Genomic DNA, 25,906 nt, shown 5'->3' on the forward strand with positions numbered 1-25,906 from the left:
TTCTGCGGTACGACCGGGGCCTTGCCGCAAGCCCCCCGGTGCGCTATAAGTTGAGAGTGGCAAGGAGCGGAAGTTCTCCTTGCCTTCCTTTTTGCCGCGCCTTCTCCCGGTTCTCCCGGGTCCAGGTCACGGCGTCTCCACCAGGCGGAAGGCCAGGCACACCACGAGGGTGCCGTCCGTGACCGGTACCCCCTGCCGCGCCCAGTAGCGCAGATGCCCCGAGCGCCAGTCGGCGAGGTCCGCGAAACCCTCCCCCTCGGCGTCGGCGTGCGCCCACGTCACCTCCGCGAACGGCAGCACCCGCACGCCGGTGATCTCGACCGTGGCCACGCACCCGCCGGCGTCGTCCAGGACGGCGAGGAACTCGCCGGGATACTCCAGCCCCTCGGTCTCCTTGGCGTAGTCGGCGAGGAGGCCCGTCGTGGTCGTCTTCGCCCCCGCAAGGACGAGGCTGTTCAGCTCGGCCCGCATCGCCCCCGGGACGCCCAGTTCGAGGGAGCGCATTCCATTGACCCGCGGCCACATCGTCCTCGCCTCACCCGCATCGCCCGCCCCGCAGAGGGGATCCGACCGCACCAGTGTGCCCGAGCGGCCGCGGCCGGAACCCCGCTTTCCCGACGTCCGGCGTCCGTCGCAACTCCTTGACAGGTCAGTCCTGTTGAGCAACTCTGCTGGCCATGGAGTGGACTGGCGTACGTTACGTGGACCAGCCGACCGTCGAGGTGCGCACCTGGATCGACGCGCCGCCCCGCCGTGTGTGGGACCTCGCCACCGACATCACGCTGATGCCGGACCGCAGCGGCGAACTGCGGGCCGTGGAGTGGCTGGACGGCGCCGCCGCCCCGGCCCGGGGGGCGCGCTTCGCCGGGCACAACGCACACGAGGCCTTCGGCGCGTGGACCACCACGTCCCACGTCGTCGAGTGCGAGCCGCCCCGCGTCTTCGGCTGGGCGGTCACCGACCCCGAACACCCCAGCGCCTCCTGGCGGTTCAGCCTGCGCGACCGCGACGGCGGCACCGAGCTGACGCACTGGATGCGGATGGGCCCCGGCCCTTCCGGCCTCTCGCTCGCGATCGAGCGAGCACCGGAGAAGGAGCAGAAGATCGTCTTCGTACGGATGCGGGAACTGGAGCGCGGGATGAGCGCCACCCTCGACACCATCAAGGCACTCGCCGAGGGGGACGCGTGATGCGCACGGCGACCACCGTCGAGGCGTCCGGCGCCGACTGGCAGGACACCGTCACCTACGTCACCGAGGCCGAGAAACTGGGCCTCGACACCTGCTGGGTCGCCGAGGCCTGGGGCGCCGAAGCGCCGTCCCCGCTCGGCTACCTGGCCGCCCGCACCCACCGCATCCGGCTCGGCTCCGGTGTCATCCAGCTCGGCACCCGCACACCCGTGGCCATCGCCCGCGCCGCGATCACCCTGTCGAACATCTCCGACGGCCGGTTCCTGCTGGGCCTCGGGCCGTCCGGACCGCAGGTCGTCGAGGGGCTGCACGGGGTCCCCTTCGACCGGCCCCTCGCGCGGATGCGGGAGACCGTCGAGATCGTCCGGCAGGCGGTGGCCGGGGAGAAACTCGCCTACGAGGGGCGGGAGTTCACCCTGCCGCTGCCGGGCGGCGACGCCCGGCCCATGCGCCTGGCGATCCGCGCCGAGCACGACCTGCCCGTCCACCTCGCCACGCTCTCACCCCGCATGCTGCGCCTCACCGGCCGCGTCGCCGACGGCTGGCTCGGCACCAGCTTCGTACCCGAAGGAGCCAAGGAGGCCTACTTCGACCACCTCGACGCCGGGCTCGCCGAGGCCGGGCGGAACCGCGCCGACCTGGACATCTGCCAGGGCGCCGAAGTGGCGTTCGCCGACGACGAGGACGAGATGCGCACGCTGGTCGGCGGACGCAAGAAGGAACTCGCCTTCAGCCTGGGCGGCATGGGCACGGCGGCCACGAACTTCTACAACGACGCGTACAGCCGCCAGGGCTGGAGCGAGGTCGCCGCCGCCGTGCGCGACCGCTGGCAGGCCGGCGACCGGGACGGCGCCGCGGCGCTGATCAGCGACGACATGGTCCTCGCGACGACCCTCATCGGCACCGAGGAGCGGGTGCGCGAACGGCTGCGGGTGTGGCGGGCGGCGGGCGTCACCACCGTCCGCCTCTACCCGGCCGGAGCCACCCTCGCCGCCCGCCTGACCACCTTGGGCCGGGCCCTCGACCTCGTACGGGACGTCGAACGGCAAGAACAGGTCGACGGAGCGTAGGTCCGACCTGCCGCCCCGGTGAAGTCGCCTACCCCTCGCCCACCCGCGCGAACAGCGGGCGCGCCGCCGGGAGGCGGCCGTCCGTCGGCGCGCACTGCGCCGCCACCCGCGCCGCGGACTCCGGCAGGAACGGGCCGAGTTGGTCCGCGACCGTGCGGCACGCCCCGACCAGCGCCGCGAGGACCTCGTCGAGCCGGTCGCCCGCAGCCCGGTCGCCCGCGCGCTCGGCCCCGGCCAGCTCCCACGGCCGCGTGCCGTCGACACAGCGGTCGGCCTCCTGCACGATCCGCCACACGGCGGCCGTCGCCCGCCGGAAGTCGAAGTCCGCGAGGGCGTCGTCGACATGGTCCCGCACCTCACGGCAGACGGCCGCGAGCCGTTCCGTGCCCTCGGCCGGGGCGCCCTCGGCCCCTGTGCTCCGCTCCGGCACCCGGCCGTCGCGGAAGCGGTGCGCCATCGTCACGACCCGGTTGACGAGGTTCCCGAGCCCGCCCGCGAGGTCGGCGTTCGCGCGCGCCACGAGCCGCTCCCGGGTGAAGTCGGCGTCCCCGACCCGGGGCACCTCGCGCAGCAGCCACCAGCGGACCGCGTCCGTGCCGAACTCCGCCGCCAGCTCCGCCGGATCGACCGTCGTGCCACCGGACTTGCTGATCTTGCGGCCGTCGACGGTGAGGTAGTCGTGCACGAGGATGTCGGTGGGCAGCGGCAGACCGGCCGACAGGAGCATCGCGGGCCAGTACACGGCGTGGAAGCGGACGACGCCCTTCCCGAGCAGGTGGCTGCGGCGCGTCGCACCGGTCCACCACCGGTCGAACGCGGGGTCGTCGGTGCCGTACCCGAGGCTCGTCACATAGTTGCCGAGCGCGTCCCACCACACGTACACGACCTGGTCCGGGTCGTCGGGCACGGGGATGCCCCAGCCGCGGGCACGGGTCTGCGAGCGCGACACCGAGAAGTCGTGCAGACCGCCCTCGATCAGGGCGAGGACCTCGTTGCGGCGGACGGCGGGCTCGACGCGCAGACGGCCGGACGAGATCAGTGCGTGCAGCTGGTCCGTGTACCGCGACAGGCGGAAGAACCAGTTCTCCTCGGCGACGGGCCGGGGCTCCGTGCCGTGCTCGGCGCAGCGGCCGCCGACGAGTTCGGCCGGGGTGCAGAACTGCTCGCAGCCGACGCAGTACAGGCCTTCGTAGTGCTTGCGGTACAGGTCGCCGGAGTCCGCGCACCGCCGCCAGAGCCGCTCCACGCCGACGCGGTGGCGCGGGTCCCGGCTGGTCCGGATGAAGTCGTCGAACGACAGGGCGAGCGGGTCGCGCAGCGCGGCGAACGCGTCCGCGTTGCGGTCCACGAAGTCCTGCACGGGGACGCCCTCGGCCTCGGCGGCGAGGACGTTCTTCAGGGAGTTGTCGTCCGTGCCGGTGAGGAAGCGGACCCTGTCCCCCCGGTGGCGGCGGTGGCGGGCCAGTACGTCGGCCTGCACGAGTTCGAGGGCGAAGCCCAGGTGGGGGCGGGCGTTGACGTACGGAATGGTCGTCGTGACGTAGGTCGTACGGGGTGTGGTCATGGGAGCCTCCAGGATCTGAGTGCGATCTCCGGGTGATGTCCGGATGGGAGAGGCGGGGCTCCGTGCCGTGCCACAGGACGAGGCCCCGTCTCGGGGCCTCGGGCACGCTCGTGTCCGGTGTCAGCAGCCCCGTCGGCGGGGCATCATGGCGACGCGGAACTCTGGCGTGATCATGCGGGGATGCTAGCAGCGCGGTGCGCCGCCGGACCTGTTGTTTTCCGTCGGGTACGGGGCGCCGGGCAGCGCCGACGGGTGCGTGCCGGGGGCCGACCATGGGGTCGGTTACCTGCCAGACCGCGGACCCCGTCCCCTGGTGGACTGAGGCGCGCCCTCGGCGCGCCCACATCGATGTGTCGATACATCGATGTGTCTTCTCCACCGGAACCCCGCAGGAACTCTCCGCCAGGACGGACCCATCCATGCCGCACACCCGCACGACCACCGCCGAGCGCTCCGGAGCGAATCCCCGCTCCCCGCTGATCAGTTGGCTCGCCGTCTGCTCGGTCACGGCGGGGCTCTTCGCCATCGTCACGGTGGAGATCCTGCCGATCGGCCTGCTGCCCGAGATCGGCCGCAGCTTCGACGTCACGAACGGCACGGCCGGACTGACGATGACGATGCCGGGCTTCCTGGCCGCGCTGTCCGCGCCGCTGGTGACGACGGCCACGGCCCGCGTGGACCGGCGGGTCATGCTGTGCGCCTTCATGGCGCTGCTCGCGCTCGCGAACTTCGTCGTGGCGGTGGCACCGGCGTACTGGCTCGTGCTCGTCTCCCGGGTCCTGGTCGGCGTGACCATCGGCGGGTTCTGGTCGATCGGGGCCGGGCTCGCGGGGCGGCTCGTGCCGTCGGAGTCCGTCGGCAGGGCCACGGCGGTGATCTTCTCCGCGGTGCCCTTCGGATCGGTGCTCGGCGTGCCGCTCGGCACCTTCCTGGGGGAGGCCGCCGGATGGCGAACGGCCTTCACCGTCATGGGAGTTCTGAGCGTGGGTGTCTGCGGCGCCATGGTCCTGGTGCTGCCGCCGCTGGCACCGGAGGAGGCCCTCCGCGCGAGCGTCCTGCGGGCCGCGCTGCGCGGCTCGGGCACCCGCTGGGCGCTGCTCGTGACGTTCCTCGTCGTCCTGGCGCACTTCGGTGCCTATACGTACGTCACGCCGTTCCTGCGGCAGGTCACGGACGTGGGCCCGGGCGTGGTCACCGTGTTCCTGCTGGCATACGGAGCCGCGGGCATCGCCGGGAACTTCCTCGGGGGCGCCGCGGTGGCCCGCCGCCCGCGTGCCGCGTTCGCGGTGGCCGCCGGGCTGATGGCCGCCGCGGCCCTGCTCCTGCCCGTGCTCGGGGAACGGCCCGGCGGGGCGGTGGCGCTGCTCGTCGTGTGGGGGGTCGCGTACGGCGCCGTGCCGGTGTGCTCGGGGGCCTGGTTCGCGGCGGCGGTGCCGCGTTCGCCGGAGGCGGCCTCGGTGCTCTTCACCGCGTCGTTCCAGGCGACGATCTCGCTGGGGGCGCTGGCCGGTGGCGCCGTGGTGGACGGGGCGACGCCGTCGGCGGTGATGGTGCTCGGCGGGCTGACCGCGGCGGCGGGGGTGGTGGCGGTGGGGCTGCGGCGGTGACCGGGGGTGGTGGCGCTCACCGTGCGGCGATGGCCGGGGGCGCCCACTGCGCGGCGGTGACCAGGGGCGGCGGCGCCCACCGTGCGGCGGTGAGCGCCGCCACCCCGTGCCCGGCGACCGTCAGACGGCGGCCGCGAGCGCCTCGAACTGCGCGTCGGTCAGGGTGATCTCCGCGGCGGCGGTGTTCTGCTCCAGGTGGGCCACCTTGGACGTGCCGGGGATGGGCAGGACCACCGGCGAGCGGCGCAGCAGCCAGGCGAGGGCGAGCTGCGACGGCGATGCGCCGTGCTCCTTGGCGGCGGCGTCGAGCGGGCCGCCCGGGCGGGCCAGCTCGCCGGTGGCCATCGGGAACCACGGGATGAAGGCGATGTTCTCGCGCTCGGCATACTCCAGGACGTCCTCGGAGCCGCGGTTGACCAGGTTGTACTGGTTCTGCACGGACACGATCTCGGCGTGCTCGCGGGACTCCTTGAGCTGATCCACCGTCACCTCGGAGACGCCGATGTGGCGGATCTTGCCCTCCTTCTGGAGCAGCACCAGCTCGCCGAGCTGGTCGGCGAGCGGGACCTGCTCGTCGATGCGGTGCAGCTGGAACAGGTCGATGCGCTCGATGCCGAGGTGGCGCAGGCTCAACTCGGTCTGCTGGCGCAGGTATTCGGGGCGGCCCACGGCACGCCAGTCGTCAGGACCCGACCGGGTCAGACCGGCCTTGGTGGCGATGACCAGGTCGTCGGCGTAGGGGTGCAGGGCCTCGCGGATCAGCACCTCGTTGACGATCGGGCCGTAGGAGTCGGCGGTGTCGATGAAGGTCACGCCGAGCTCCACGGCGCGCCGCAGCACGCGAATGGCCTCGTCCCGGTCCTTGGGCTCGCCCCAGACGCCCGGTCCGGTGAGTTGCATCGCACCGTAGCCGAGCCGGTTGACGGGCAGGTCGCCGCCGAGGGCGAAGCTGCCCGAGGCGTCGGCGGGGCGCGAGGTGTTCGAGGTGCTCATGGGAGCGGTCCTTTCACGGCGTGCGTACGACAAGATGTGTGACTCCGAACCTATGTGCAAGAACGCGCGAACAACGGATTCGGCCCCGCAGGGGCAGCCGTCCGACGCGGCGTCGGAATGACGGCCGCCCGGCGTCACGTCGGACAGGACAGGACCGAAGCCGCTGGTGGGGCGGGCCGGGCGTCGGCCGTGCCGTGGCAGGCGAGCCCGACGGCGATCCGGTCGGCGCCCTCCTGTCCACCGTTGACCTCGGGCGTCAGGAGGCGCCGAACGCAGGTGTCCCGTTCCATAGGGATCCCATGGAAACGCCACTGGCAGCCATCGGATATCCAATGGTCGGCGGGGAATATCCGGACGGTCCCCAAGCCCCCGAAGGCCTACCGCCACGGGCCACGTGCGAACGATCGGGTGCGCCGGATATTCCCGGGGGCCGGCGGAAATAGCGCAGGTGACCGCGGGGTTGGGTGCACACATGCGGCAGCGGCACTCCCGTCGCGCCACGGTTCTGGAGGACCCCATGAAGATCGGCATCATCGGCGCGGGCAACATCGGCGGCAATCTCACCCGGCGCCTGACGAAGCTCGGGCACGAGGTGTCCGTGGCGAACTCCCGGGGGCCCGCGACCCTCACCGCCCTCGCCGAGGAGACCGGCGCCACGCCCGTGACCGTCGCCGAGGCCGCGCGCGGCGCCGAGCTCGTCGTCGTCACCATCCCGCTGGGGAAGGTCCCCGACCTGCCGTCCGGCCTGTTCGATGGGGCCGCCGACGGATTCGCGGTGCTCGACACCGGCAACTACTACCCGGGGCGCGACGGCAGGATCGACGCCATCGAGGACGACGGCGTCACGGAGAGCCGCTGGACCGAGCGGCACATCGGCCACCCGGTCATCAAGGCGTTCAACGGCACCTACGCGGAGGACATCCTCGACAAGCCGCTGCCCAAGGGTGACCCGGAGCGCATGGCGCTGCCCGTCGCCGGTGACGACGAGGCCGCCAAGAAGGTCGTCCGCGACCTGATCGACGAGCTCGGCTTCGACACCGTGGACGCGGGCGGCATCGACGAGTCCTGGCGCCAGCAGCCCGACACCCCCGTCTACGGCCTGCGGGCCGGGGTCACCGCCGTCACCGACGCGCTCGCGGCGGCGTCCCCCGAGCGCCCGGCGACGTTCCGGGCGTGAGTGACGCGGCCACGGCCGTCTCGGGGAAGTGACACGCCACCTCCCGCGCCTCGCCCGGCGCCCCGATCCGCAGGACCGGCGCCTCGGTCCGGCAGATGGCCTCGGCCTTGGGACAGCGGGGGTGGAACGTGCAGCCGGGCGGGGGAGCGGCCGGGCTCGGGGGGTCGCCCAGGAGCGTAATGCGCTCCCGGGCCCGCTCGGCCGCCGGGTCGGGCAGCGGCACGGCGGACAGGAGCGCCCGGGTGTAGGGGTGCGCGGGGGCCGCGTACACCCGCTCCTTGGGGCCGATCTCGACGATGCGGCCGAGGTACATGACGGCGACCCGGTCGCAGACGCGCTTGACCACGGACAAGTCGTGGGCGATGAAGAGGTAGGCGAGCCCGAGCTCCCGCTGCAGGCGCTCCATCAGGTTCACGATCTGGGCCTGGACGGAGACGTCGAGTGCGGAGACGGGCTCGTCGGCGACGACGAGGCGAGGACCGGTGGCGAGCGCCCGGGCGATCCCGACGCGCTGGGCCTGGCCGCCGGAGAACTCGTGCGGATAGCGGTCGCTGTGCTCGGGGATCAGCCCGACGAGCTCCATGAGTTCGAGGGCGCGCTTGCGGGCGTCGGCGGCCGGACTCCCCTGGACGAGCAGCGGGTCGGCGATGATCCGGGCGACGGTCTGGCGCGGGTTGAGGGAGGAGTGCGGGTCCTGGAAGACCATCTGGATCTCGCGGCGCACCGGCCGCAGTGCGCGCTGCGACAGACGGCTGATGTCGCGGCCGTCGTAGTGGACCGTGCCGGTGGTGGGCTCCAGGAGCCGCACGATGGTGCGCCCGGTGGTGGACTTGCCGCAGCCGGACTCCCCGACGAGGCCGAGCGTCTCGCCCTCGGCCACGTCGAAGCTGATGCCGTCGACGGCCCGCACGGGAGCCGTGCCGCGCCGCCGGGCCGGGAAGGACTTCGTCAAGTCCCGTACGGAAAGGAGCGGTCGCTGGTCCGTCGTGGTGGGCCGGTTCGCTGGGGTCATGAGGGGGCGCCTTCGTACGCGGGGAAGTGGCAGGCGGCCGGATGGCCGGCCGGGCCGCCGAGCGGCGGCCGTTCGGTCTCGCACCGCAGCCGTTCGTCCGCGGTGGCGGCCGCGGCCCGGGGACACCGGGGCGCGAACGCGCAGCCGGGGGCGGGGGCGAGCAGGGACGGCGGGCTGCCGGGGATGGCCCGCAGCGGCTCGTCGTCGGCGTCGTCCAGACGCGGCAGGGAGTCGAGCAGGCCCCGGGTGTAGGGGTGCGCCGGGGTCGCGAACAGCGTGTCCACCGGGGCCTGTTCGGCGGCCCGGCCCCCGTACATCACGAGCACCTCGTGGGCGACCCGGGCGACCACGCCCAGATCGTGGGTGATCATGACGACGGCGAGGCCCCGGTCCTCTTGCAGCCGCGCGATCAGTTCCAGGATCTGCGCCTGCACCGTGACGTCGAGGGCCGTGGTGGGCTCGTCCGCGATGAGCAGTTCGGGCTCGCAGGCGAGGGCCATCGCGATCATCATGCGCTGACGCATGCCGCCGGAGAACTGGTGCGGATACTCGCCGGCCCGGCGCTCCGGCTCGGGGATGCCGACCTCGGCGAGCATCTCCACCGCACGCCGACGGGCCGCCGCGCGCCGGGAGCCGAAGTGCACGCGGTGGTGCTCGGCGATCTGTTCGCCGACCGTGTAGTACGGGTGCAGGCTGGACAGCGGATCCTGGAAGATCATGGCCATGCGGCGGCCGCGCAGCCGGTTGAGGCCGCGCTCGTCGAGGCCGACCACCTCCCGGCCGTGCAGCCGGATGGAGCCGGTGACCTCCGCGCCGGTGTGCAGGCCGAGGACGGCGAGGGAGGTGACGGACTTGCCCGATCCGGACTCGCCCACGATGCCGAGGGTCCGCCCCCGGCGCACCTCGAAGGACAGCTGGTCCACGGCCCGGACCCGGCCGCGTCCGGTCGTGAACGTGACGCCCAGATCCCGCACGGACAACAGGGGTTCGTCCCGCTCGACCGGCGGGGGCGCGTCCTCGTGGGACAGCAGGGTCATCAGAACCTCACTCGCGGGTCGACGACGGCGTACAGCAGGTCGACGGCCAGGTTGGCGACGACGATGAAGGCGGCGGCGAGCAGCGTGACGCCGAGGACGACCGGCTGGTCGCCGGTGGACAGGGCGCCGTAGAAGAGCCGTCCGATGCCCGGCAGGCCGAAGATGGACTCGGTGATGACGGCGCCGGCGACGAGCCCGCCCAGGTCCATGCCGAAGAGCGTGAGGATCGGCGTCATCCCCGCCCGCAGACCGTGCTTGACGACGACCTTGCGGCGCGGCAGGCCCTTGGCGCGGGCCGTGCGGATGTACGGCTCCGCCATCGTCTCGATCATCGAACTGCGGCTCTGGCGTGCGTACATGGCCGCGTACAGGATGGCGAGCGCGAGCCAGGGGAGCAGCAGGTTGGACGCCCAGTCGACGGGGTCGGAGCCGAAGGGTACGTACTGCGGATAGGGCAGCAGGTCGGCCGTGCGGATCAGGCCGTAGATCAGCACCATCGACGTGAAGTACACGGGCAGCGAGGCGGCGCCGACCGCGCCGACCATCAGGAGCCGGTCGGTGAGGGTGTCCTTGCGCAGCGCGGCCGTCACGCCCGCGGTCAGGCCGAGGGCCAGCCACAGGACGGCCGCGCCGAGCGCGAGCGAGGCGGAGACCGGAAGGCGGTCCATGAGCAGACCCCACACGGCCTCGCTGTTCTCGTAGCTGTAGCCGAGGCACGGGAAGTCGCACCGCAGGGCGTACTGGCCGGTGCCGATGGTGCGGCCGGTGAAGATGCCCGCGAGGAAGTCCCAGAACTGCCGCCAGATCGGCTGGTCCAGGCCCATGTTGGCGCGGATCGCCGCGAGCCGGTCGACGCTGCACGACTTGCCGCAGGCCGCGGCGGCCGGGTCGGACGGCAGGACGTAGAAGATGGTGAAGGTGACGGCGGCGATGGCGACGAGCACGCCGGTCACGGCGAGCAGACGGCGGCCGATGTAGAGGATCATGTGCGGCTGCCCCTCGGGTCGAGGATGTCCCGCAGCGCGTCGCCGAGCAGGGTGAACGCGAGCACGGTCAGGAACAGACAGGTGCTCGGGATGACGAAGTACATGGGGTCCGTGTCGTAGAAGGCGACGCTCTCGGCGATCATCTGGCCCCAGGAGGGCGTGGGCGGCCGGACGCCGACGCCGAGATAGCTCAGCGCCGCCTCGGTGGCGATCATGCCGGGGATGATCAGGGTCGTGTACGCGATGACGGGCCCGGCGACGCCGGGAAGGATGTCGCGGGTGAGGATCCGCCAGGGCCCCGAGCCGCCCACGCGGGCCGCGTCGACGTACTCGCGGTGCTTGAGCGAGAGCGTCTGGCCGCGCACGACGCGGGCGATGCCGGGCCAGCCGAACAGGCCGATCACAGCGGTCATCAGGAGGATCCGGTTGACGTCCTTGGCCACCGACATCATCGCGATCATGAAGATGAGCGAGGGGAAGGACATCGTCAGGTCCATGATCCGGCTGAGCACGGCGTCGACGCGGCCGCCGAAGTAGCCGGCCGCGACCCCGGCCGCCGTGCCCGCGATCACGACGATCGCCGTGGCCGCGAAGGCGATGAGCAAGGAGACCTGGGCGCCGTGCACGACCCGGGCGAACAGATCGCGTCCGGTGACGGGTTCGACGCCCAGCCAGTGGTCGGCGGAGATCCCGCCGAGCGGCCCGATGGGCTGCCCGCCGAGATAGGGGTCGACCGCGGTCTTGTCGAACTCCTCGGGCGACCAGCCGCCGAGCGCGCTCAGCAGGGGAGCGGCGACCGCCATGACGGCGAAGAGCGCGACGATGACGAGGGAGACCTTCGCCGAGGTGCGGCGGCGCAGTTCCGCGCGGGCGAGGCGCCAGGGGCCGCTGCCCGCGGTGGCCGGTGCCGGTCGCTGGTCCGGTGCCTGCGCCGATGCCGATGCCGGTGTGGGTTCGGGTGTCTTCGGGGTGAGGGTGGTCATGGTCGGGGCGCCCCTCAGCCGTTGCTCTTGGACGGGTCCTTGAGGCCGACCGTGGCGTAGTCGAGCTGGCCGCCGAAGGACGTCTGGCCGTACGCGCCCGCGATGTTGCTGCCGAGGACCAGCGGCCAGCGGCGCACCAGGACCGGGACGGTCGGGGCCTTGGCGAGGATCTCGCCGTCCAGCGCCCGCCAGGCGGCGCCCGCCTTCTCGGCGTCCGTCATGGCGGCGATCTCGTCCATGCGCTTCATGGTCGGCTCGTCGCGGAACAAGGAGTGGTTGCCCGTGTTGCCCTTCTCCTTGATGTAGCGGCCGTCGAAGACGAAGGGCAGGAACGTCGATCCGGACGGGTAGTCCGGGCACCAGCCCGTGTAGACCAGGTCGGTGCGGTTCTTGGTGTCGCCGATCGTGGCGTAGAACGCGGACGGGTCGACGGTCTCGATGGTGACCTTGATCCCCGCCTTGCCGAGGGATGCCTGTATCGCCTCGGCCCGGCCCTTGTCGCCGGTGGAGACGGTCATCCTGGTGCTGAAGCCGCCCGGCTTGCCCGCCTCCTTCAGGAGCTGCTTGGCCTTGTCGACGTCACCCGCGACGGGGATCTTCAGGGTGTCGGGCTGCTTGCCGCCGAAGAGGGACGCGGGCATGTAGGCGGTGGACGGGTCGTTGAAGGCGGGGCCGCCGGACGCGGTGAGCACCGACTCCCGGTCGAGGGCGTACTGCACGGCCTGACGGACCAACACATCGGTGAACGGACCTCGCCCGGTGTGCATTTGAACCATGTCGGTGCAGTTCGTGGACTCGGCGATGAGGCGCTTCTTGACCTCGGCGCTCGGCAGCACCTTGGCGGCGCTCTCCGGCCGTACCGCTCCCCAGGAGACGGCGGAGGCGTCGGCGCCCTGCGAGGCGATGAGGCGGTCGTCGATCTGGTTGGCCTTGAGGCCCATCACCATCACGAGCTTGTCCGGGTGGGCCTTGCGGACCGTGTCGGTCGAGGCCTTCCAGTGCGGGTTGCGGGCGAGCACCAGCTTCTTCCCGCGCTGATACGACTGGATCTTGTAAGGCCCGGACGAGAAGGGCCTGTTGTCGTACCGCGGCCCCTTGTCCCGCTTCTTGGGCACCGGTGCGAACGTCGGCATCACCGTGACGTTGCGGAACTCCGCGAAGGGCTTGCGCAGTTCGAAGACGATCGTGTGGGCGTCGGGGGTCTTGACCGAGTCCAGGTGCTCGCCCTCGGCCGGGCCCTGGTAGCCCTTGGCCCCGGCGAGGTAGCGGGCCGCGTAGTCGGCGCCGCCGGGCAGGTCGGGGGAGAAGGACCGCTCGACGTTGTACTTGATGTCCTGGGCGGTGACCGGCGTGCCGTCCTCGTACTTGATGCCCTTCTTGAGGCGGAAGGTCCAGGTCCTGGCCCCGTTCGAGGGGGTGCCGAGGTCCGCCGCGAGGTCGGGGACCAGCTCGCCGCCCGCGGTGCCGGGGGCGGCCTTGTAGGTGACGAGGGTGCGGTAGAGCAGCCGGGTGCCGAAGTCCATGTCGCTCATGACCCAGTTGCGGGCCGGGTCGAGGTGGGTGAAGTCTTGGTTGGACAGAACGGTCAGGGTGCCGCCGCGCTGCGGAGTGCCGCCGACCACGGCCCCGGCGTTGAGGGTCGCGGGGTTCTTGCCGCCCCGATTCTTGCCCGCCGTGGAGCCGGAACAGCCCGCCGTGCCGAGGGTGACGGCCGTCGCCAGGACGGCGGCGACAGCTGTGAGGGTGCGCTTGTTCATCAGTGGTCACTCCGAGAACAGTCGGCCAGCCCCGAGGTGGCTGGAATGTGACCGGTAACATAGTAATGTGAAATTGTACTGGCAAGGCATCGACTCGTCCGTTACTCACCTGTGTCCGAAGGGATCCCAGTGAACGAGCCCGCGTCGACCGGCATCCGCACGGTCAGCCACGACCTTCCCGAATCCCCCGAGTTCGCGGCCTTCATGGCCCGCGACTGGGTGCCGAGCCCCCTGCCCGACGGCATCCGGCTGCCCGCCGCCGACCTCACCCCGGCCCGCCGCGCCCGCCTCTCGGCCCGCTTCCCCGGCGAGCGACTGATCGTCCCGGCGGGGGAGTTGAGGGTCCGCTCCAACGACTGCGACTACCGCTTCCGTCCGCACAGCGCGTACGCCTGGCTGACCGGACTCACCGGCGAGGACCAGGCCGGTCATGTACTGGTCCTCGAACCGGACGGGCCGCGCGGCCACGAGGCGGTCCTGCACCTGCGCCCGCGGTCGCCGCGCACCGACAACGGCTTCTACCGGGACCGCCGTTACGGCGAGTTCTGGGTGGGCCGGCGCGCCGACCTCGCGGAGGCCGAGCGGATGACGGGCCTGCGGTGCGTGCCGCCGACCGAGCTTCCGCCGGGCAGGAACGCCGCCGTCGACAGTGAACTCGCCACCGCCCTCAGCGAGTTGCGGCTCGTCAAGGACCCGTGGGAGGTCGGCCAGCTCCAACTCGCCGTCGACCACACCACGACCGGCTTCGAGGACGTCGTGCGCGCCCTGCCGCGCGCCCTCGGCGAGCCGCGCGGCGAGCGCTGGATCGAGGGGGTCTTCGGCCTGCGCGCCCGCGCCGAGGGCAACGGCACCGGCTACGAGACCATCGCCGCGTCCGGTGCCCACGCCTGCGTCCTGCACTGGATACGCAACGACGGCCCCCTGGACGCCCGCGAACTGCTGCTGCTCGACGCGGGCGTGGAGACCGACAGCCTCTACACCGCCGACATCACGCGCACCCTGCCGCTGTCCGGGCGCTTCTCCCCGGTCCAGCGGCAGGTCTACGAACTCGTCCTCGCCGCACAGGACGCGGGCATCGCCGCGCTGCGGCCGGGCGCCGCCTTCCGCGACTTCCACCGGGCCGCGATGCGCGTCATCGCCGAAGGGCTCGCGGAATGGGGGGTGCTCAAGAACGCCGAGGGCGAGTTCCACCGGCGCTACACCCTGTGCAGCAGCGGCCACATGCTCGGCATCGACCTGCACGACTGCGCCCAGGCCCGGGCGGAGGCCTATCTCGACGGCGTGCTTGAGGAGGGCCAGGTGCTCACCGTCGAGCCCGGCCTCTACCTCCAGCCGGACGACGAGACCCTGCCGCGCGAACTGCGCGGCATCGGCGTGCGCATCGAGGACGACCTCGTCGTCACGGCGGACGGGGCCCGCCTGATGTCCGGCGCGCTGCCGAGGACGCCGGACGGTGTGGAGGAGTGGATGGGTGCGCTGATGGAGGGCTGAACCGGGGACGGCTCGTGCGAAACCCTTGGCATCGTCAGTGCCATGTGAAATATTACTGACGTGCTCACGAGAAACTCCTCGGACGTCATCGTCGTCGGCGCGGGCGTCGTCGGCGCGGCCTGCGCCTACTACGCCGCGCAGGCCGGTCTCACCGTCACCGTGGTCGACCGCGGCCCGGTGGCGGGCGGCACCACCGGCTCGGGCGAGGGCAACCTCCTCGTCTCGGACAAGGAGCCGGGCCCCGAGCTCGAACTGGCCCTGCTCTCCACCGAGCTGTGGCGGGAGCTGACCCGACTGCTCCCGCCGCAGATCGAGTACGAGACCAAGGGCGGCCTGGTCGTCTCCGCCGACGAGGACGGGATGCGCGCCCTGCGCGACTTCGCGGCCGGACAGGAGAAGGCCGGGGTGCGGGCGGAGGAGGTCGCGCCGGACCGGCTCCACGACCTGGAGCCGCATCTGGCCCCCGGCCTCGCGGGCGGCTTCCTCTATCCCCAGGACGCCCAGGTCATGCCCGCCCTGGCCGCCGCTCACCTGCTCAAGGCGGGCGGCGACCGGGTGCGCCTCAGGCTCGGCGACGAGGTCACCGGCCTGCTCACCGGCGGCCACGGTGAACTGCGGGGGGTCGCGACGACGACCGGGGAGCTGTACGCCGGGTACGTGGTGAACGCCGCGGGCACCTGGGGCGGCGAGGTCGCCGCGCTCGCGGGCGTGGACCTGCCGGTCCTGCCCCGCCGCGGCTTCGTCCTCGTCACCGAACCGCTGCCGCGCGTGGTGCGGCGCAAGGTGTACGCGGCCGACTACGTCGCCGACGTCGCCAGCGGCTCGGCGGCGCTGCAGACCTCGGCGGTGGTCGAGGGCACCGCGGCGGGCCCGGTCCTGATCGGCGCGAGCCGGGAACGGGTCGGCTTCGACCGCACCCTGTCCACGGAGGTCCTGCGGCGCCTCGCGGCCCAGGCGACCGCCCTGTTCCCGGTCCTCGCCGGGGTCCGGGCGATGCGTACGTACGCCGGGTTCCGGCCCTACCTCCCCGACCACCTGCCCGCCATCGGACCCGACCCGCGCGTCCCCGGCCTGCTGCACGCCTGCGGGCACGAGGGCGCGGGCATCGGGCTCGCCCCGGCGACCGGCCTGATCGTGGCGCGCTGTCTGACCGGCGGCCGACCGCCCCTGGACGCGAGCCCGTTCGACCCCGGCCGCTTCATGCCCACCGCCTGACCAGCCCACCGCCTGACCAGTCACCACGTCGAGAGGAGGCCCACCGTGGCCCGTGCCCGTACCCCCGCCGACCTGGTCGGCGCGCAGCCAGGACCGCCGTTCGAGATCACCTTCGACGGCCGCCCCGTGCCCGCCCTGCCGGGGCAGTCCGTCGCCGCCGCGCTGTGGGCCGCGGACATCCTCGCCTGGCGCACCACCCGCGTCGGCGGCCGGCCGCGCGGCGCCTTCTGCGGCATCGGCCAGTGCTACGACTGCCTCGCCACCATCAACGGCTCGCCCAACCGCCGGGCCTGCCTGGTGCCCGCACGCCCCGGCGACGCGATCACGACCCAGGAAGGACACGGCCATGAGCGCCTCGGCGTCTGACCCGGCGGCGACCCCGGAAGCGGCCGGACCCGCCGAGCCGTCCGAGCTGTACGACCTCGCGGTGATCGGCGCGGGCTCCGCCGGTCTCGCCGGGGCCGTGACCGCCGCCGAACTCGGCCTGTCCGTCGCCCTCCTGGACACCGCGACCGGAACCGGCGGGCAGTTCTACCGCCATCCGGCACCGGCCGCGGGAGCCCTGCGCCCCGAAGCCCTGCACCACGACTGGTCCGCCTACGCCGGGCTCCGCCGACGCCTGGAGGCGAGTACGGTGACCCGCCTCGGCGGGCACCACGTGTGGACCGTGTCCCGGGAGGGCGGCTCCGACTCCAGGGAGAGCGGTTCCGCGGGCGGCTCGGCGGGCGGCTTTGCGGGCGGCGAGGGGCCGTGGACCGTGCACGCCGTCACCGGCGCCGACGGGTGCGCGGAACGGCCGGTGCGGGTGCGGGCCCGTGCGGTGCTCCTCGCCACCGGCGCGTACGAGCGTCACCTCCCCTTCCCCGGCTGGACGTTGCCCGGAGTGGTGGGTGCCGGGGGAGCGCAGGCCATGCTCAAGTCCGGCCTGGTGCTGCCCGGCAGGCGGGTCGTCGTGGCCGGGAGCGGTCCGCTGCTGCTCGCCGTCGCGTCCTCGCTGGCCGCCGCCGGGGCGCGGGTGCCCGCCGTCGTCGAGGCGTCCGGCTACCTGGCGTACGCACGGCACCCGAGGGTGCTCGCGGCCAACCCGCACAAGCTGGCCGAGGCGGTCCTGCACGGCGGCATCCTGCTCCGGCACCGGGTACGGCTGCGCACCCGCAGCGCCGTCACCGAGGTGCACGGGTGCGACCGGGTGGAGGCCGTCACGGTCGCCCGGCTCGACCGTGACTGGCGGCCGCTGCCGGGGACCTCGCGCCGGATCGCCTGTGACGCGCTCGCCGTCGGCCACGGCCTCGTACCGCAGATCGAACTGGCCACGACCCTCGGCTGCGCGACCCGCGCCACCCCCGACCGCACCACGGCCCTCGTCCTGGACGACCTGCAGGAGACGTCGGTGCCGGACCTGTGGGCGGCGGGGGAGGCCGGTGGCATCGGCGGGGCACAACTAGCCAGGGCCGAGGGAGAGTTGGCTGGGCTCGCGATCGTCTCCCGGCTGCGCGGGCGGCCCGCCCGTGGCCGTCGCGTCCGGGAGCTCCAGCGGCGCCGCGACCGCATGCGCGCCTTCGCCGACGCCATGGCCGCCGCGCACGCCCCCGGTCCCGGCTGGTCGCGCTGGGTCACCGACGACACGGACGTGTGCCGGTGCGAGGAGGTGACCGCGGGCAGCATCCGGACGGCGGTCGCCGACCTCGGCGCCCGCGACGCGCGCACCGTCAAGCTCCTCACCCGCGCGGGCATGGGCTGGTGCCAGGGGCGGATGTGCGGGGCGGGCGTGGCCTGCCTCGCGGCGGGCGCGGGGCAGGGGGAGCCGCCCGCCGAGCGCCGCCCGCTCGCCGTGCCGGTGCCGTTGGGGGCGCTTGCGGCGATCGACGGGGCCGCCGCCGGGCCGGTCGGCGAAGGGCCCCCTGGCGGACCCGGCGACGGGCCTGCCGCCTGACCCGCCGCCTGACCCGGCGTCGAGAATCGCCGCAGGACCGCCCGCCGCCCACTGCCCGTGCCCCCTTGTGGCCACCGCACTTCCCTCAATAAAATGTCACACACTATAGAGAGGTCGTCCGTCATGACCGACACCGCCTGGAACACCACCCGCCCCTGGCGCGGCATCATGGTCGCCACCGCCCTGCCGCTCCGGGACGATCTGAGCGTCGACCACGACGCGTACGCCGAGCACGTCCGCTGGCTCATCGACAACGGCTGCGACGGCGTCGTCCCCAACGGCTCGCTCGGCGAGTACCAGACCCTCACCGCCGAGGAACGCGCCCGCGTGGTGCACACGGCCGTCGAGGCGGCGGGCGACGCCGCCCGCGTCATGCCCGGCGTCGCCGCGTACGGCAGCGCCGAGGCCCGGCGCTGGGCCGAGCAGGCCGCCGCGGCCGGCTGCGGCTCGGTGCTCCTCCTGCCCCCCAACGCCTACCGCGCCGACGAGGGCGCCGTGCGCGCCCACTACGCCGAGGTCGCCAAGGCCGGGGTGCCCGTCGTCGCGTACAACAACCCGATCGACACCAAGGTCGACCTCACCCCCGCCCTGCTCGCCGAACTGCACCGGGACGGGGTGATCGTCGCCGTCAAGGAGTTCACCGGCGATGTGCGCCGGGCCTACGAGATCGCCGAACTCGCCCCCGAACTCGACCTGTTGATCGGCGCGGACGACGTGCTGCTCGAACTCGCCGTGGCCGGGGCGGTCGGCTGGATCGCGGGCTACCCCAACGCCCTGCCCGCCTCCTGCGCCCAGCTCTTCCACGCCGCCGTCGCCGGTGACCTGACCACGGCCCTGCCGCTGTACCGCTCCCTGCACTCCCTGCTCCGCTGGGACTCCAGGACCGAGTTCGTGCAGGCCATCAAGTTGTCCATGGACATCGTCGGCCGCCCCGGCGGCCCCGTGCGCCCGCCGCGCTCCCCGCTCTGTGGCGAGGACGCGCGGCGCGTGCGGGAGGCCACCGAGAAGGCCGTCGCGCACGGCCACCGCTGACCGTGACGGCGCGGCACCGACCGCGACCCACCGGCTCCGAGCCGACCGCAACCGCCCGCTCCCGAAAGGACCTTCCGTGCGTACGCGTCACGTCTTCCACGCCGTCGACTCGCACACCGAGGGCATGCCCACGCGCGTGATCACCGGTGGCGTCGGGGTCATCCCCGGCACCACCATGGCCGAGCGCAGGCTGCACTTCATCGAGCACATGGACCACCTCCGCACGCTCCTCATGTACGAGCCACGCGGCCACGCCGCGATGAGCGGGGCGATCCTGCAGCCGCCCACCCGCCCCGACGCCGACCACGGCGTGCTGTTCATCGAGGTCTCCGGCCTCCTTCCGATGTGCGGCCACGGCACCCTCGGCGTCGCGACCGTCCTGGTGGAGACCGGCCTGGTCCCCGTCACCGAACCCGTCACCACGGTGCGCCTCGACACCCCGGCCGGGCTCGTCCCGGTCGACGTGCGCGTCGAGGACGGCGTCGCCCGGTCCGCCACGTTCACCAACGTGCCCGCGTTCAGCGTCGGCCTGGAGCGCAAGGCGGAGGTCCCGGGCTTCGGGACGGTCACCTACGACCTCGCCTTCGGCGGCAACTTCTACGCCTTCGTCGAACTCGACGCCCTGGGCCTGCCGTTCGACCGCGCCCGCAAGAACGACCTGCTCGCCGCCGGGCTCGGCCTCATGGACGCCATCAACGCCTCCCCGGACCGCCCCGTCCACCCCGAGCGGCCCGACATCGCCGGGGTCAAGCACGTCTACCTGGCCGCGCCCGGCTCCGACGCCCACCACTCGCGGCACGCCATGGCCATCCACCCGGGCTGGTTCGACCGCTCCCCGTGCGGCACCGGCACCTCGGCCCGGATGGCCCAGCTGCACGCCCGCGGCGAACTGCCCCTGGACCGCGACTTCGTCAACGAGTCCTTCATCGGTACGAGGTTCACCGGCCGGCTCGTCGCCGAGGCCGAGGTCGGCGGGGTGCCCGCCGTCGTGCCGACCATCACCGGGCGCGCCTGGGTGACGGGCACCGCCCAGTACTTCCTCGACCCGGACGACCCCTTCCCCGGAGGATTCCTCCTGTGACCGCCGCCGTATCCCCGCTGTCCGCGACCGCGTTCAGTTCCGTCAACCCGGCCGACCCCGACGACGTGGTCCTGCGCGTCGGCGCCCCGGGTGCCTTCGCCGCCGTCGACACCGTCGAGCGGGCCCGCGCGGCACAGCCGGGCTGGCTGCTCGGCGGGGCGGCGGCACGCTCGGCCGCCCTCGGCGCCGTCGCCGCCGCCGTCGAGGCCTCGGCTGCGGAGCTGGCCGCGCTCGCCGTGCGCGAGGTGGGCAAGCCCCTGACCGAGGCGCGGGCCGAGGTCGCGCGTACCGCCGCGATCTGGCGGTACTACGCCCAGGCCCCCTACGACCCCGTCGGCGCCGTCCACGAGACCGCCGCCGGGGCGGGGCTCCTTCTCAGCCGACGCCGGCCGCACGGCGTCGCCGGACTCATCACCCCGTGGAACTTCCCCTTCGCCATCCCGAGCTGGAAGGCGGCTCCGGCGCTCGCCGTCGGCAACGCGGTCGTCCTCAAGCCCGCCCCGCAGGCCACGGCCTGCGCCCAGCGCCTCGCCGAGATCGTCCAACAGGCCCTGCCTGCCGGGGTGTTCACCGTTCTGCCCGGTGACGCCACCGAGGGCAACGCGCTCGTCTCCGCCTCCGACGTGGTCTCCTTCACCGGCTCCACCACCGTCGGGCAGGCCGTCGTGCGCACCGCCACCGCCCGTGGCATCCCCGTCCAGGCCGAGATGGGCGGCCTGAACGCGGCCGTCGTCCTGCCGGACGCGGACGTCGAGCGGGCGGCCGCGCACATCGCCGGCGCGATCGCCGGGTACGCGGGTCAGAAGTGCACCGCCACCAGCCGGGTGATCGCCGTCGGCGCGGCGCTCGACCCGCTGCGTGAGGCTCTCGCCGAGGCGGTGCGGGCCGTGCCGGTCGGTGACCCGGCCGACGTGGCGACCGTGTGCGGGCCGCTCATCGACGCGCGCGCCCGCGATCGGGTCGTCGATGCCGTGAAGGGTCTTCGCGTGCTCGCGGGCGGTACCGTGCCGGACGGGGGCGGGTGGTACGCGGCGCCGACCCTGGTGGAGGATGTTCCCCCTGGTCATCGGCTGGTGTCCGAGGAGGTCTTCGGGCCCGTCGCGGCTTTGCTGCCCGCGGAGAGCCTTGAGCACGCGGTCCGGATCAGCAACTCCGTGCCGCATGGGCTTGTCACCTCGCTGCACACGGCTGACCTGGACGCCGCGCTGGGTGGGCTCGACCGGCTCGACACCGGGATGGTGCGGATCAATGCTCCGTCCACCGGGGTCGACTTCCACCTGCCGTTCGGTGGGACGAAGGCTTCCAGCCATGGGGTGCGTGAGCAGGGGCGGGTGGCTCTGGAGTTCTATGCGGCGACGCGGACCTACACCGTGGCGCCGGGGGCGCCTGTGTGAGGCCTTGTTCCGGGGGTCTTTCTCTGCGGGTCCGGTGGGGGCTGGTCGCGCAGTTCCCCGCGCCCCTTACGGGGCCCGGTGCCGTCCCCCTCTCGTCCTCGCACCCCAGGAGAAGGGTCCATGAATCCCGCCTACTCGACCGTCGACCACCTCTTCACCGCCCCCCTGGACCACTCCTCGCCCGCCGGGGAGGCCATCCAGGTCTTCGCCCGCGAGGTCGTCGACCCGGCCCGTGCGGGTGAGCGGCTGCCGTGGCTGCTCTACCTTCAGGGCGGTCCCGGCGGGAAGTCCCCACGCCCTTCCGCCGGTTCGCCGGGGTGGCTGGACGAGGCGCTCAAGACGCACCGGGTGCTGCTGCTCGACCAGCGCGGCACCGGGCGGTCCACCCCCGTCACCGCCAGGGTCGCCGCCCGCTTCGCCGACCCGGCCCGGCTCGCCGCGTACCTCGGGCACTTCCGGGCCGACGCGATCGTCGCCGACGCCGAGCTGATACGTCGTCAACTCTGCGGCGACGAACCCTGGGAGACCCTCGGGCAGAGCTACGGCGGCTTCATCACCCTCACCTATCTGTCCCGTGCACCCGAGGGGCTGAAGGCCTGCTACGTCACCGGGGGCCTGCCCGGGCTCACCGCCACCGCCGACGACGTCTACGCCCGCACCTACCCGCGCGTGCGCGACCGCGTCCACGGCCTCTACGCCCGCTATCCGCAGGACGCCACCCGGCTGCGCCGCATCGCGGACCTCCTGGCGGTCAAGGACGTCCGCCTCCCCGACGGCGACCGCCTCACCGTCCGCCGACTGCGCACGCTCGGGCTCGCCCTGGGCATGGGCGACGGATACGAGAGGATCCACTGGCTGCTCGACGAATCCCTCGACGACGACGGGGAGTTGAGCGACACCTTCCTGCACCAGGCGATGGCCTTGACCGGCTTCACCGACAACCCGCTGTTCGCCGTCATGCAGGAGACCCTGTACGGCCAGGGCGCGGGCCCCACCGGGTGGGCCGCGGCCCGTGCCCTCGCCGACTTCGCCGAGTTCACCGAGGACGCCGACCCGCTCCTGCCCACCGGCGAGATGATCTACCCCTGGATGTTCCGCGACATCGCGGGCCTGCGCCCCTTCGCGGCCGCCGCCGACCTCCTTGCCGACCGCGCCGACTGGCCCCCGCTGTACGACCTCGACCGCCTCGCGGCCAACCAGGTCCCCCTCGCCGCGATCGTCTACCACGACGACATGTACGTGGACGCCGGACTCTCCCTGCGCACCGCGTGCCAGGTCGGCGCCGCCCGCGTCTGGGTCACCAACGAGTGGGAGCACGACGGCGTGACCGCCTCCGGTGGCCGCGTCCTCGAACGCCTGACGGCGATGGCCGCAGGCCGCGCCTAGGGCCTGTCCGGCGCGCTCCGCCCCATTCCCCTCCCCGTGCACGCCGCACCATCCCCCCACACGCACCGCCCCCTTCCACCCTCGGGCCGTTCCGCACCCTCGGGAGAGCCATGCCCGCACACCCCCTCGGCCCGCTGTTGTTGACCGCCGCGTTCGCCCTCGTCGCCTGCCTCGCCGCCCCCACCGCCGCCGCAGCGGCCACCCCGCCCCGGCCCGCAGCCCCCGCCGCCGACTGCGCCCTTCCCGGCCGCACCGGCTGGGCGGACGAGGGCCACGACACCGACACCCGGCAGTTCCAGCGCGCCGCCGGCACCCGCAAGGTCCTGACCCTCTTCGTCGACTTCCCCGACGCGCCCGCCACCGACTCCACACATGCCTATGCCGACCGACTCGCCCCCGCCGCAGCGTGGTTGAAGCAGGCCAGCCACGGCCGCTCCCGGCTCGCCGTCACCTCGCTGCACCGCTGGATCCGGATGCCCGCGGACTCCGCCTCGTACGGGTTCGAACGTGGTCTGACCTTCGAGGCGCACGAGAAGTACGTGCGTGACGCCGTCACCGCCGCCGACCCGCACGCGGACTTCTCCCGCTACGACATGGTCCATGTCGTCCCCACCCGCGCGGCCGCCGCCATCACCTTCTCGCCGACCTACCTCTTCGACCCGGGCACGCCCGGCGTCAGCGCCGACGGCAGGCGCGTCAAGTGGGGGGTCACCTTCGGCCAGGACCTGTGGCGCTGGGGGCACAAGGTCGCCGCCCACGAGACCGGGCACACCTTCGGCCTGCCCGACCTCTACGCGTTCACGGGCGACACCCACCGGTACACCGGCGGCTGGGACGTCATGGGCGACATCGCGGGACGCGCGCCGCAGCACCTCGGCTGGCACTCCTGGAAGCTCGGCTGGATCCGCGACCGGCAGGTGGCCTGCCTGCCCGCGGCCGGGCGGCGCACGGTGCGGCTGACCCCCGTGGAACGCGGGGGAGGCACGCAGATCGCCGTCCTGCGCACCGGCGAGACGACGGCGTACGTCGCCGAGTCCCGCCGCGCCGAGGGCCACGACCGGAACGCCTGCTCCACCGGCGTCCTCATCTACAAGGTCGACTCCGCCACCCCGACCGGCGAGGGCCCCGTCAGAGTCATGAACGCCGCGCCGTCCGCCGCCCGATCCGCCCGCTGCGCGCCACTGGACCTGGCCGCCCACGCCCCCGGGCAGACCTTCGCCGACCCCGACACCGGAGCGGAGATCACCGTGATCAGGGGTGGCAGGGCAGGGGACACCATCCGGCTCAGCAGGCCTTGAGAGCGATGCGGCCTTTGCCCCCACTTGATCTTCATTGCGTAAGGTGGCGGGATGGGGGAGGGGAACACCATCGCGAAACACAAGAGAAAAAGCGCGCGACAAGGCGGCCTCGCACGGTCCTCGCTGCTCATGGCGGCCGGGACCGTCGTGTCCAGGGCGACCGGCCTCATCCGGCAGGTCCTCCAGGCGGCGGCGCTCGGCACGGGCCTGCTGGCCAGCACGTACAACACGGCGAACACCGTGCCCACCGGCCTGTACACGCTCCTGATCGGCGGCGCGCTGAACGCCGTGCTCGTGCCGCAGCTCGTCCGGGCCCGCGCCACCCAGGCCGACGGCGGCCGGGCCTACGAACAGCGCCTGGTCACCCTGGTGCTGTGCGTCCTCGCGGCGGGCACGGCGCTCGCCGTGTGGGCGGCGCCGGAGATCGTCGGCCTGTACATGCGGGACACGGCGGAGAACCACGAGGCGTTCGAACTCACCGTCGTCTTCGCCCGCTTCCTGCTGCCGCAGATCTTCTTCTACGGCATGTTCGGCATGCTCGGCCAAGTCCTGAACGCCCGCGAGAAGTTCGGCGCGATGATGTGGACGCCCGTCCTCAACAACGTCGTCCTGATCGCCATGTTCGGCGCCTACCTGGGGCTGATGGCCACGCCGGACAGCGTCGGCGACATCACCGCCGAGCAGGTCAGGCTCCTGGGCGTCGGCACCACCTGCGGCATCGCGCTGCAGGCCCTCGCGCTCGTGCCGTACGTGCGCGAGGCGGGGTTCCGCTTCCGGCCGCGCTTCGACTGGCGCGGCACGGGCCTGCGCAAGAGCGCCCGGGCCGCCCGCTGGACCCTGCTGTTCGTGCTCGTCAACCAGGTCGCCCTGACCGTCGTCTCGAACTACGCCAACGCCACCGACCAGCGCCTTCCGCACGCGGGTGCCGGGTACACGGCGTACACGTACGCGCAGACCATCTGGCTCCTGCCGCAGTCCATCGTCACGGTCTCGCTGGTCACCGCGCTGCTGCCGAGGCTGAGCAAGGCCGCGGCGCAGGGCCGCACCGACGACCTGCGCGGCGAGCTGTCCCGCGCGCTGCGCCTGACCGGAGTCGTGATCGTGCCCGCCGGATTCTTCTTCCTGGCGCTCGGCCCGCAGACGGCTGCGCTGCTGTTCGGCCACGGAGCGGCCGACGCGGCGGCCACACGCCCCCTCGGCCAGATGCTCCAGGCCTTCGGCCTCGGCCTGATCCCGTTCTCCGCCCAGTATCTGCTGCTGCGCGGCTTCTACGCGTACGAGGACACCCGCACGCCGTTCTGGACGGCGGCGTGGATCGCCTCCGTGAACATCGCCCTGGCCGCCGTCTGTTATCAGCTCCTGCCCGCGCGCTGGGCGGTCGTCGGCATGGCCGCCGCGTACACGCTGTCGTACGCCGTGGGACTGCTGCTCACCGCGCGGCTGCTGCGTCGGCGCCTCGACGGCCGCATGGACGGCAGGCGCCTGGTGCGCACGTACGGCAAGCTCACCCTGGCCGCCGCCCCCGCCGGTGCCCTCGCCTGGCTGGTGGCCCGCGCCTGCGCGGACCGGGCGGGCGCCGCGAACACGGCGACGACGGCCCTCGCGCTCACGGCGGGCGCCGCCGTCCTGATCGCCGGATACGTGCTGCTCGCGCGGCTGCTGAGGGTCGGTGAGCTGCGGCTGCGCGTCCTGCGCTGAGC

At 73.2% G+C, this 25,906-nt stretch carries 23 protein-coding genes; 14 read left to right on the forward strand and 9 right to left on the reverse strand.

Going from position 1 to position 25,906, the window contains the following annotated elements:
* Nucleotides 1-126: 126 nt before the first annotated feature.
* A complete protein-coding gene (locus AB6L24_RS16980; protein WP_405656142.1) occupies nt 127-504 on the reverse strand; it encodes an ASCH domain-containing protein in 378 nt (125 codons plus the stop codon).
* Between the two features lie 173 nt (nt 505-677).
* Between AB6L24_RS16980 and AB6L24_RS16985 the strand changes: the two genes are divergently transcribed.
* Together AB6L24_RS16985 and AB6L24_RS16990 are read left to right on the forward strand one after the other, a co-directional pair.
* The gene (locus AB6L24_RS16985) at nt 678-1,190 is read left to right on the forward strand and encodes an SRPBCC family protein (RefSeq protein WP_405656143.1); all 513 of its coding nucleotides are present in this window, start codon (nt 678-680) and stop codon (nt 1,188-1,190) included.
* Nucleotides 1,190-2,260 (forward strand): LLM class flavin-dependent oxidoreductase, encoded by a 1,071-nt coding sequence (locus tag AB6L24_RS16990; protein WP_405656145.1) that lies wholly within the window; start codon nt 1,190-1,192, stop codon nt 2,258-2,260. The genes AB6L24_RS16985 and AB6L24_RS16990 overlap by 1 nt, the downstream gene beginning before the upstream one ends.
* Nucleotides 2,261-2,288: 28 nt before the next feature.
* On the opposite strand, the gene AB6L24_RS16995 is transcribed toward AB6L24_RS16990, so the two are convergent.
* A complete protein-coding gene (locus AB6L24_RS16995; RefSeq protein WP_405656147.1) occupies nt 2,289-3,824 on the reverse strand; it encodes a methionine--tRNA ligase in 1,536 nt (511 codons plus the stop codon).
* 419 nt (nt 3,825-4,243) lie between these two features.
* Here AB6L24_RS16995 and AB6L24_RS17000 point away from each other — a divergent pair, with 419 nt between their 5' ends.
* Nucleotides 4,244-5,431, forward strand: a complete 1,188-nt coding sequence (locus AB6L24_RS17000) for an MFS transporter (protein ID WP_405656148.1) — start codon at nt 4,244-4,246, stop codon at nt 5,429-5,431.
* Between the two features lie 120 nt (nt 5,432-5,551).
* Here the strand turns inward: AB6L24_RS17000 and AB6L24_RS17005 are convergent, their stop codons facing one another.
* Nucleotides 5,552-6,424 (reverse strand): aldo/keto reductase, encoded by an 873-nt coding sequence (locus tag AB6L24_RS17005; RefSeq protein ID WP_405656149.1) that lies wholly within the window; start codon nt 6,422-6,424, stop codon nt 5,552-5,554.
* 134 nt (nt 6,425-6,558) lie between these two features.
* On the reverse strand, nt 6,559-6,714 hold the full coding sequence (locus AB6L24_RS17010; protein ID WP_405656150.1) for a hypothetical protein: 156 nt from the start codon (nt 6,712-6,714) through the stop codon (nt 6,559-6,561).
* Between the two features lie 227 nt (nt 6,715-6,941).
* On the opposite strand from AB6L24_RS17010, the gene AB6L24_RS17015 reads away from it, so the two are divergent.
* Nucleotides 6,942-7,601, forward strand: coding sequence for an NADPH-dependent F420 reductase (locus AB6L24_RS17015; protein ID WP_405656151.1), 660 nt, complete (start codon nt 6,942-6,944; stop codon nt 7,599-7,601).
* Here the strand turns inward: AB6L24_RS17015 and AB6L24_RS17020 are convergent.
* The 5 genes from AB6L24_RS17020 to AB6L24_RS17040 are packed head-to-tail and all read right to left on the reverse strand — an operon-like array spanning nt 7,546 to nt 13,376.
* Nucleotides 7,546-8,613: an ABC transporter ATP-binding protein gene (locus tag AB6L24_RS17020; RefSeq protein WP_405656152.1), complete on the reverse strand. Its 1,068-nt coding sequence runs from the start codon at nt 8,611-8,613 to the stop codon at nt 7,546-7,548. The two genes, AB6L24_RS17015 and AB6L24_RS17020, sit on opposite strands and share 56 nt — an antisense overlap.
* On the reverse strand, nt 8,610-9,650 hold the full coding sequence (locus AB6L24_RS17025; protein ID WP_405656153.1) for an ABC transporter ATP-binding protein: 1,041 nt from the start codon (nt 9,648-9,650) through the stop codon (nt 8,610-8,612). The genes AB6L24_RS17020 and AB6L24_RS17025 overlap by 4 nt, the downstream gene beginning before the upstream one ends.
* Nucleotides 9,650-10,636: an ABC transporter permease gene (locus AB6L24_RS17030; RefSeq protein ID WP_405656155.1), complete on the reverse strand. Its 987-nt coding sequence runs from the start codon at nt 10,634-10,636 to the stop codon at nt 9,650-9,652. Before AB6L24_RS17030 ends, AB6L24_RS17025 begins: the two co-directional genes overlap by 1 nt.
* Nucleotides 10,633-11,619, reverse strand: coding sequence for an ABC transporter permease (locus AB6L24_RS17035; protein WP_405656157.1), 987 nt, complete (start codon nt 11,617-11,619; stop codon nt 10,633-10,635). Before AB6L24_RS17035 ends, AB6L24_RS17030 begins: the two co-directional genes overlap by 4 nt.
* Before the next feature lie 14 nt (nt 11,620-11,633).
* Entirely contained in the window at nt 11,634-13,376 is a 1,743-nt protein-coding gene (locus AB6L24_RS17040; protein WP_405656158.1) for an ABC transporter substrate-binding protein, read from the reverse strand.
* Between the two features lie 123 nt (nt 13,377-13,499).
* On the opposite strand from AB6L24_RS17040, the gene AB6L24_RS17045 reads away from it, so the two are divergent.
* The 10 genes from AB6L24_RS17045 (at nt 13,500) to murJ (ending at nt 25,904) form a co-directional block, all read left to right on the forward strand.
* Nucleotides 13,500-14,867: an aminopeptidase P family protein gene (locus AB6L24_RS17045; RefSeq protein WP_405657200.1), complete on the forward strand. Its 1,368-nt coding sequence runs from the start codon at nt 13,500-13,502 to the stop codon at nt 14,865-14,867.
* Nucleotides 14,868-14,927: 60 nt separating this feature from the next.
* Nucleotides 14,928-16,082: an NAD(P)/FAD-dependent oxidoreductase gene (locus AB6L24_RS17050; protein ID WP_405656160.1), complete on the forward strand. Its 1,155-nt coding sequence runs from the start codon at nt 14,928-14,930 to the stop codon at nt 16,080-16,082.
* 45 nt (nt 16,083-16,127) lie between these two features.
* Entirely contained in the window at nt 16,128-16,448 is a 321-nt protein-coding gene (locus AB6L24_RS17055) for a (2Fe-2S)-binding protein (protein WP_405656161.1), read from the forward strand.
* On the forward strand, nt 16,429-18,015 hold the full coding sequence (locus AB6L24_RS17060) for an FAD-dependent oxidoreductase (protein ID WP_405656163.1): 1,587 nt from the start codon (nt 16,429-16,431) through the stop codon (nt 18,013-18,015). Before AB6L24_RS17055 ends, AB6L24_RS17060 begins: the two co-directional genes overlap by 20 nt.
* 123 nt (nt 18,016-18,138) lie before the next feature.
* Nucleotides 18,139-19,047 (forward strand): dihydrodipicolinate synthase family protein, encoded by a 909-nt coding sequence (locus AB6L24_RS17065; RefSeq protein ID WP_405656165.1) that lies wholly within the window; start codon nt 18,139-18,141, stop codon nt 19,045-19,047.
* 76 nt (nt 19,048-19,123) lie between these two features.
* Nucleotides 19,124-20,128, forward strand: a complete 1,005-nt coding sequence (locus AB6L24_RS17070) for a proline racemase family protein (protein WP_125262952.1) — start codon at nt 19,124-19,126, stop codon at nt 20,126-20,128.
* Entirely contained in the window at nt 20,125-21,522 is a 1,398-nt protein-coding gene (locus tag AB6L24_RS17075) for an aldehyde dehydrogenase family protein (protein ID WP_405656167.1), read from the forward strand. The genes AB6L24_RS17070 and AB6L24_RS17075 overlap by 4 nt, the downstream gene beginning before the upstream one ends.
* 120 nt (nt 21,523-21,642) lie before the next feature.
* A complete protein-coding gene (locus AB6L24_RS17080) occupies nt 21,643-22,908 on the forward strand; it encodes an alpha/beta fold hydrolase (RefSeq protein WP_405656168.1) in 1,266 nt (421 codons plus the stop codon).
* A 110-nt stretch (nt 22,909-23,018) separates the two neighbouring features.
* Nucleotides 23,019-24,206, forward strand: coding sequence for a M6 family metalloprotease domain-containing protein (locus tag AB6L24_RS17085; RefSeq protein WP_405656169.1), 1,188 nt, complete (start codon nt 23,019-23,021; stop codon nt 24,204-24,206).
* Nucleotides 24,207-24,335: 129 nt separating this feature from the next.
* Nucleotides 24,336-25,904, forward strand: coding sequence for a murein biosynthesis integral membrane protein MurJ (gene murJ, locus AB6L24_RS17090; RefSeq protein WP_405656170.1), 1,569 nt, complete (start codon nt 24,336-24,338; stop codon nt 25,902-25,904).
* Nucleotides 25,905-25,906 lie beyond the last annotated feature (2 nt).

This window comes from Streptomyces sp. RK9, assembly GCF_045070545.1.
GTDB classification, from domain to species: Bacteria; Actinomycetota; Actinomycetes; order Streptomycetales; family Streptomycetaceae; genus Streptomyces; species Streptomyces alboflavus.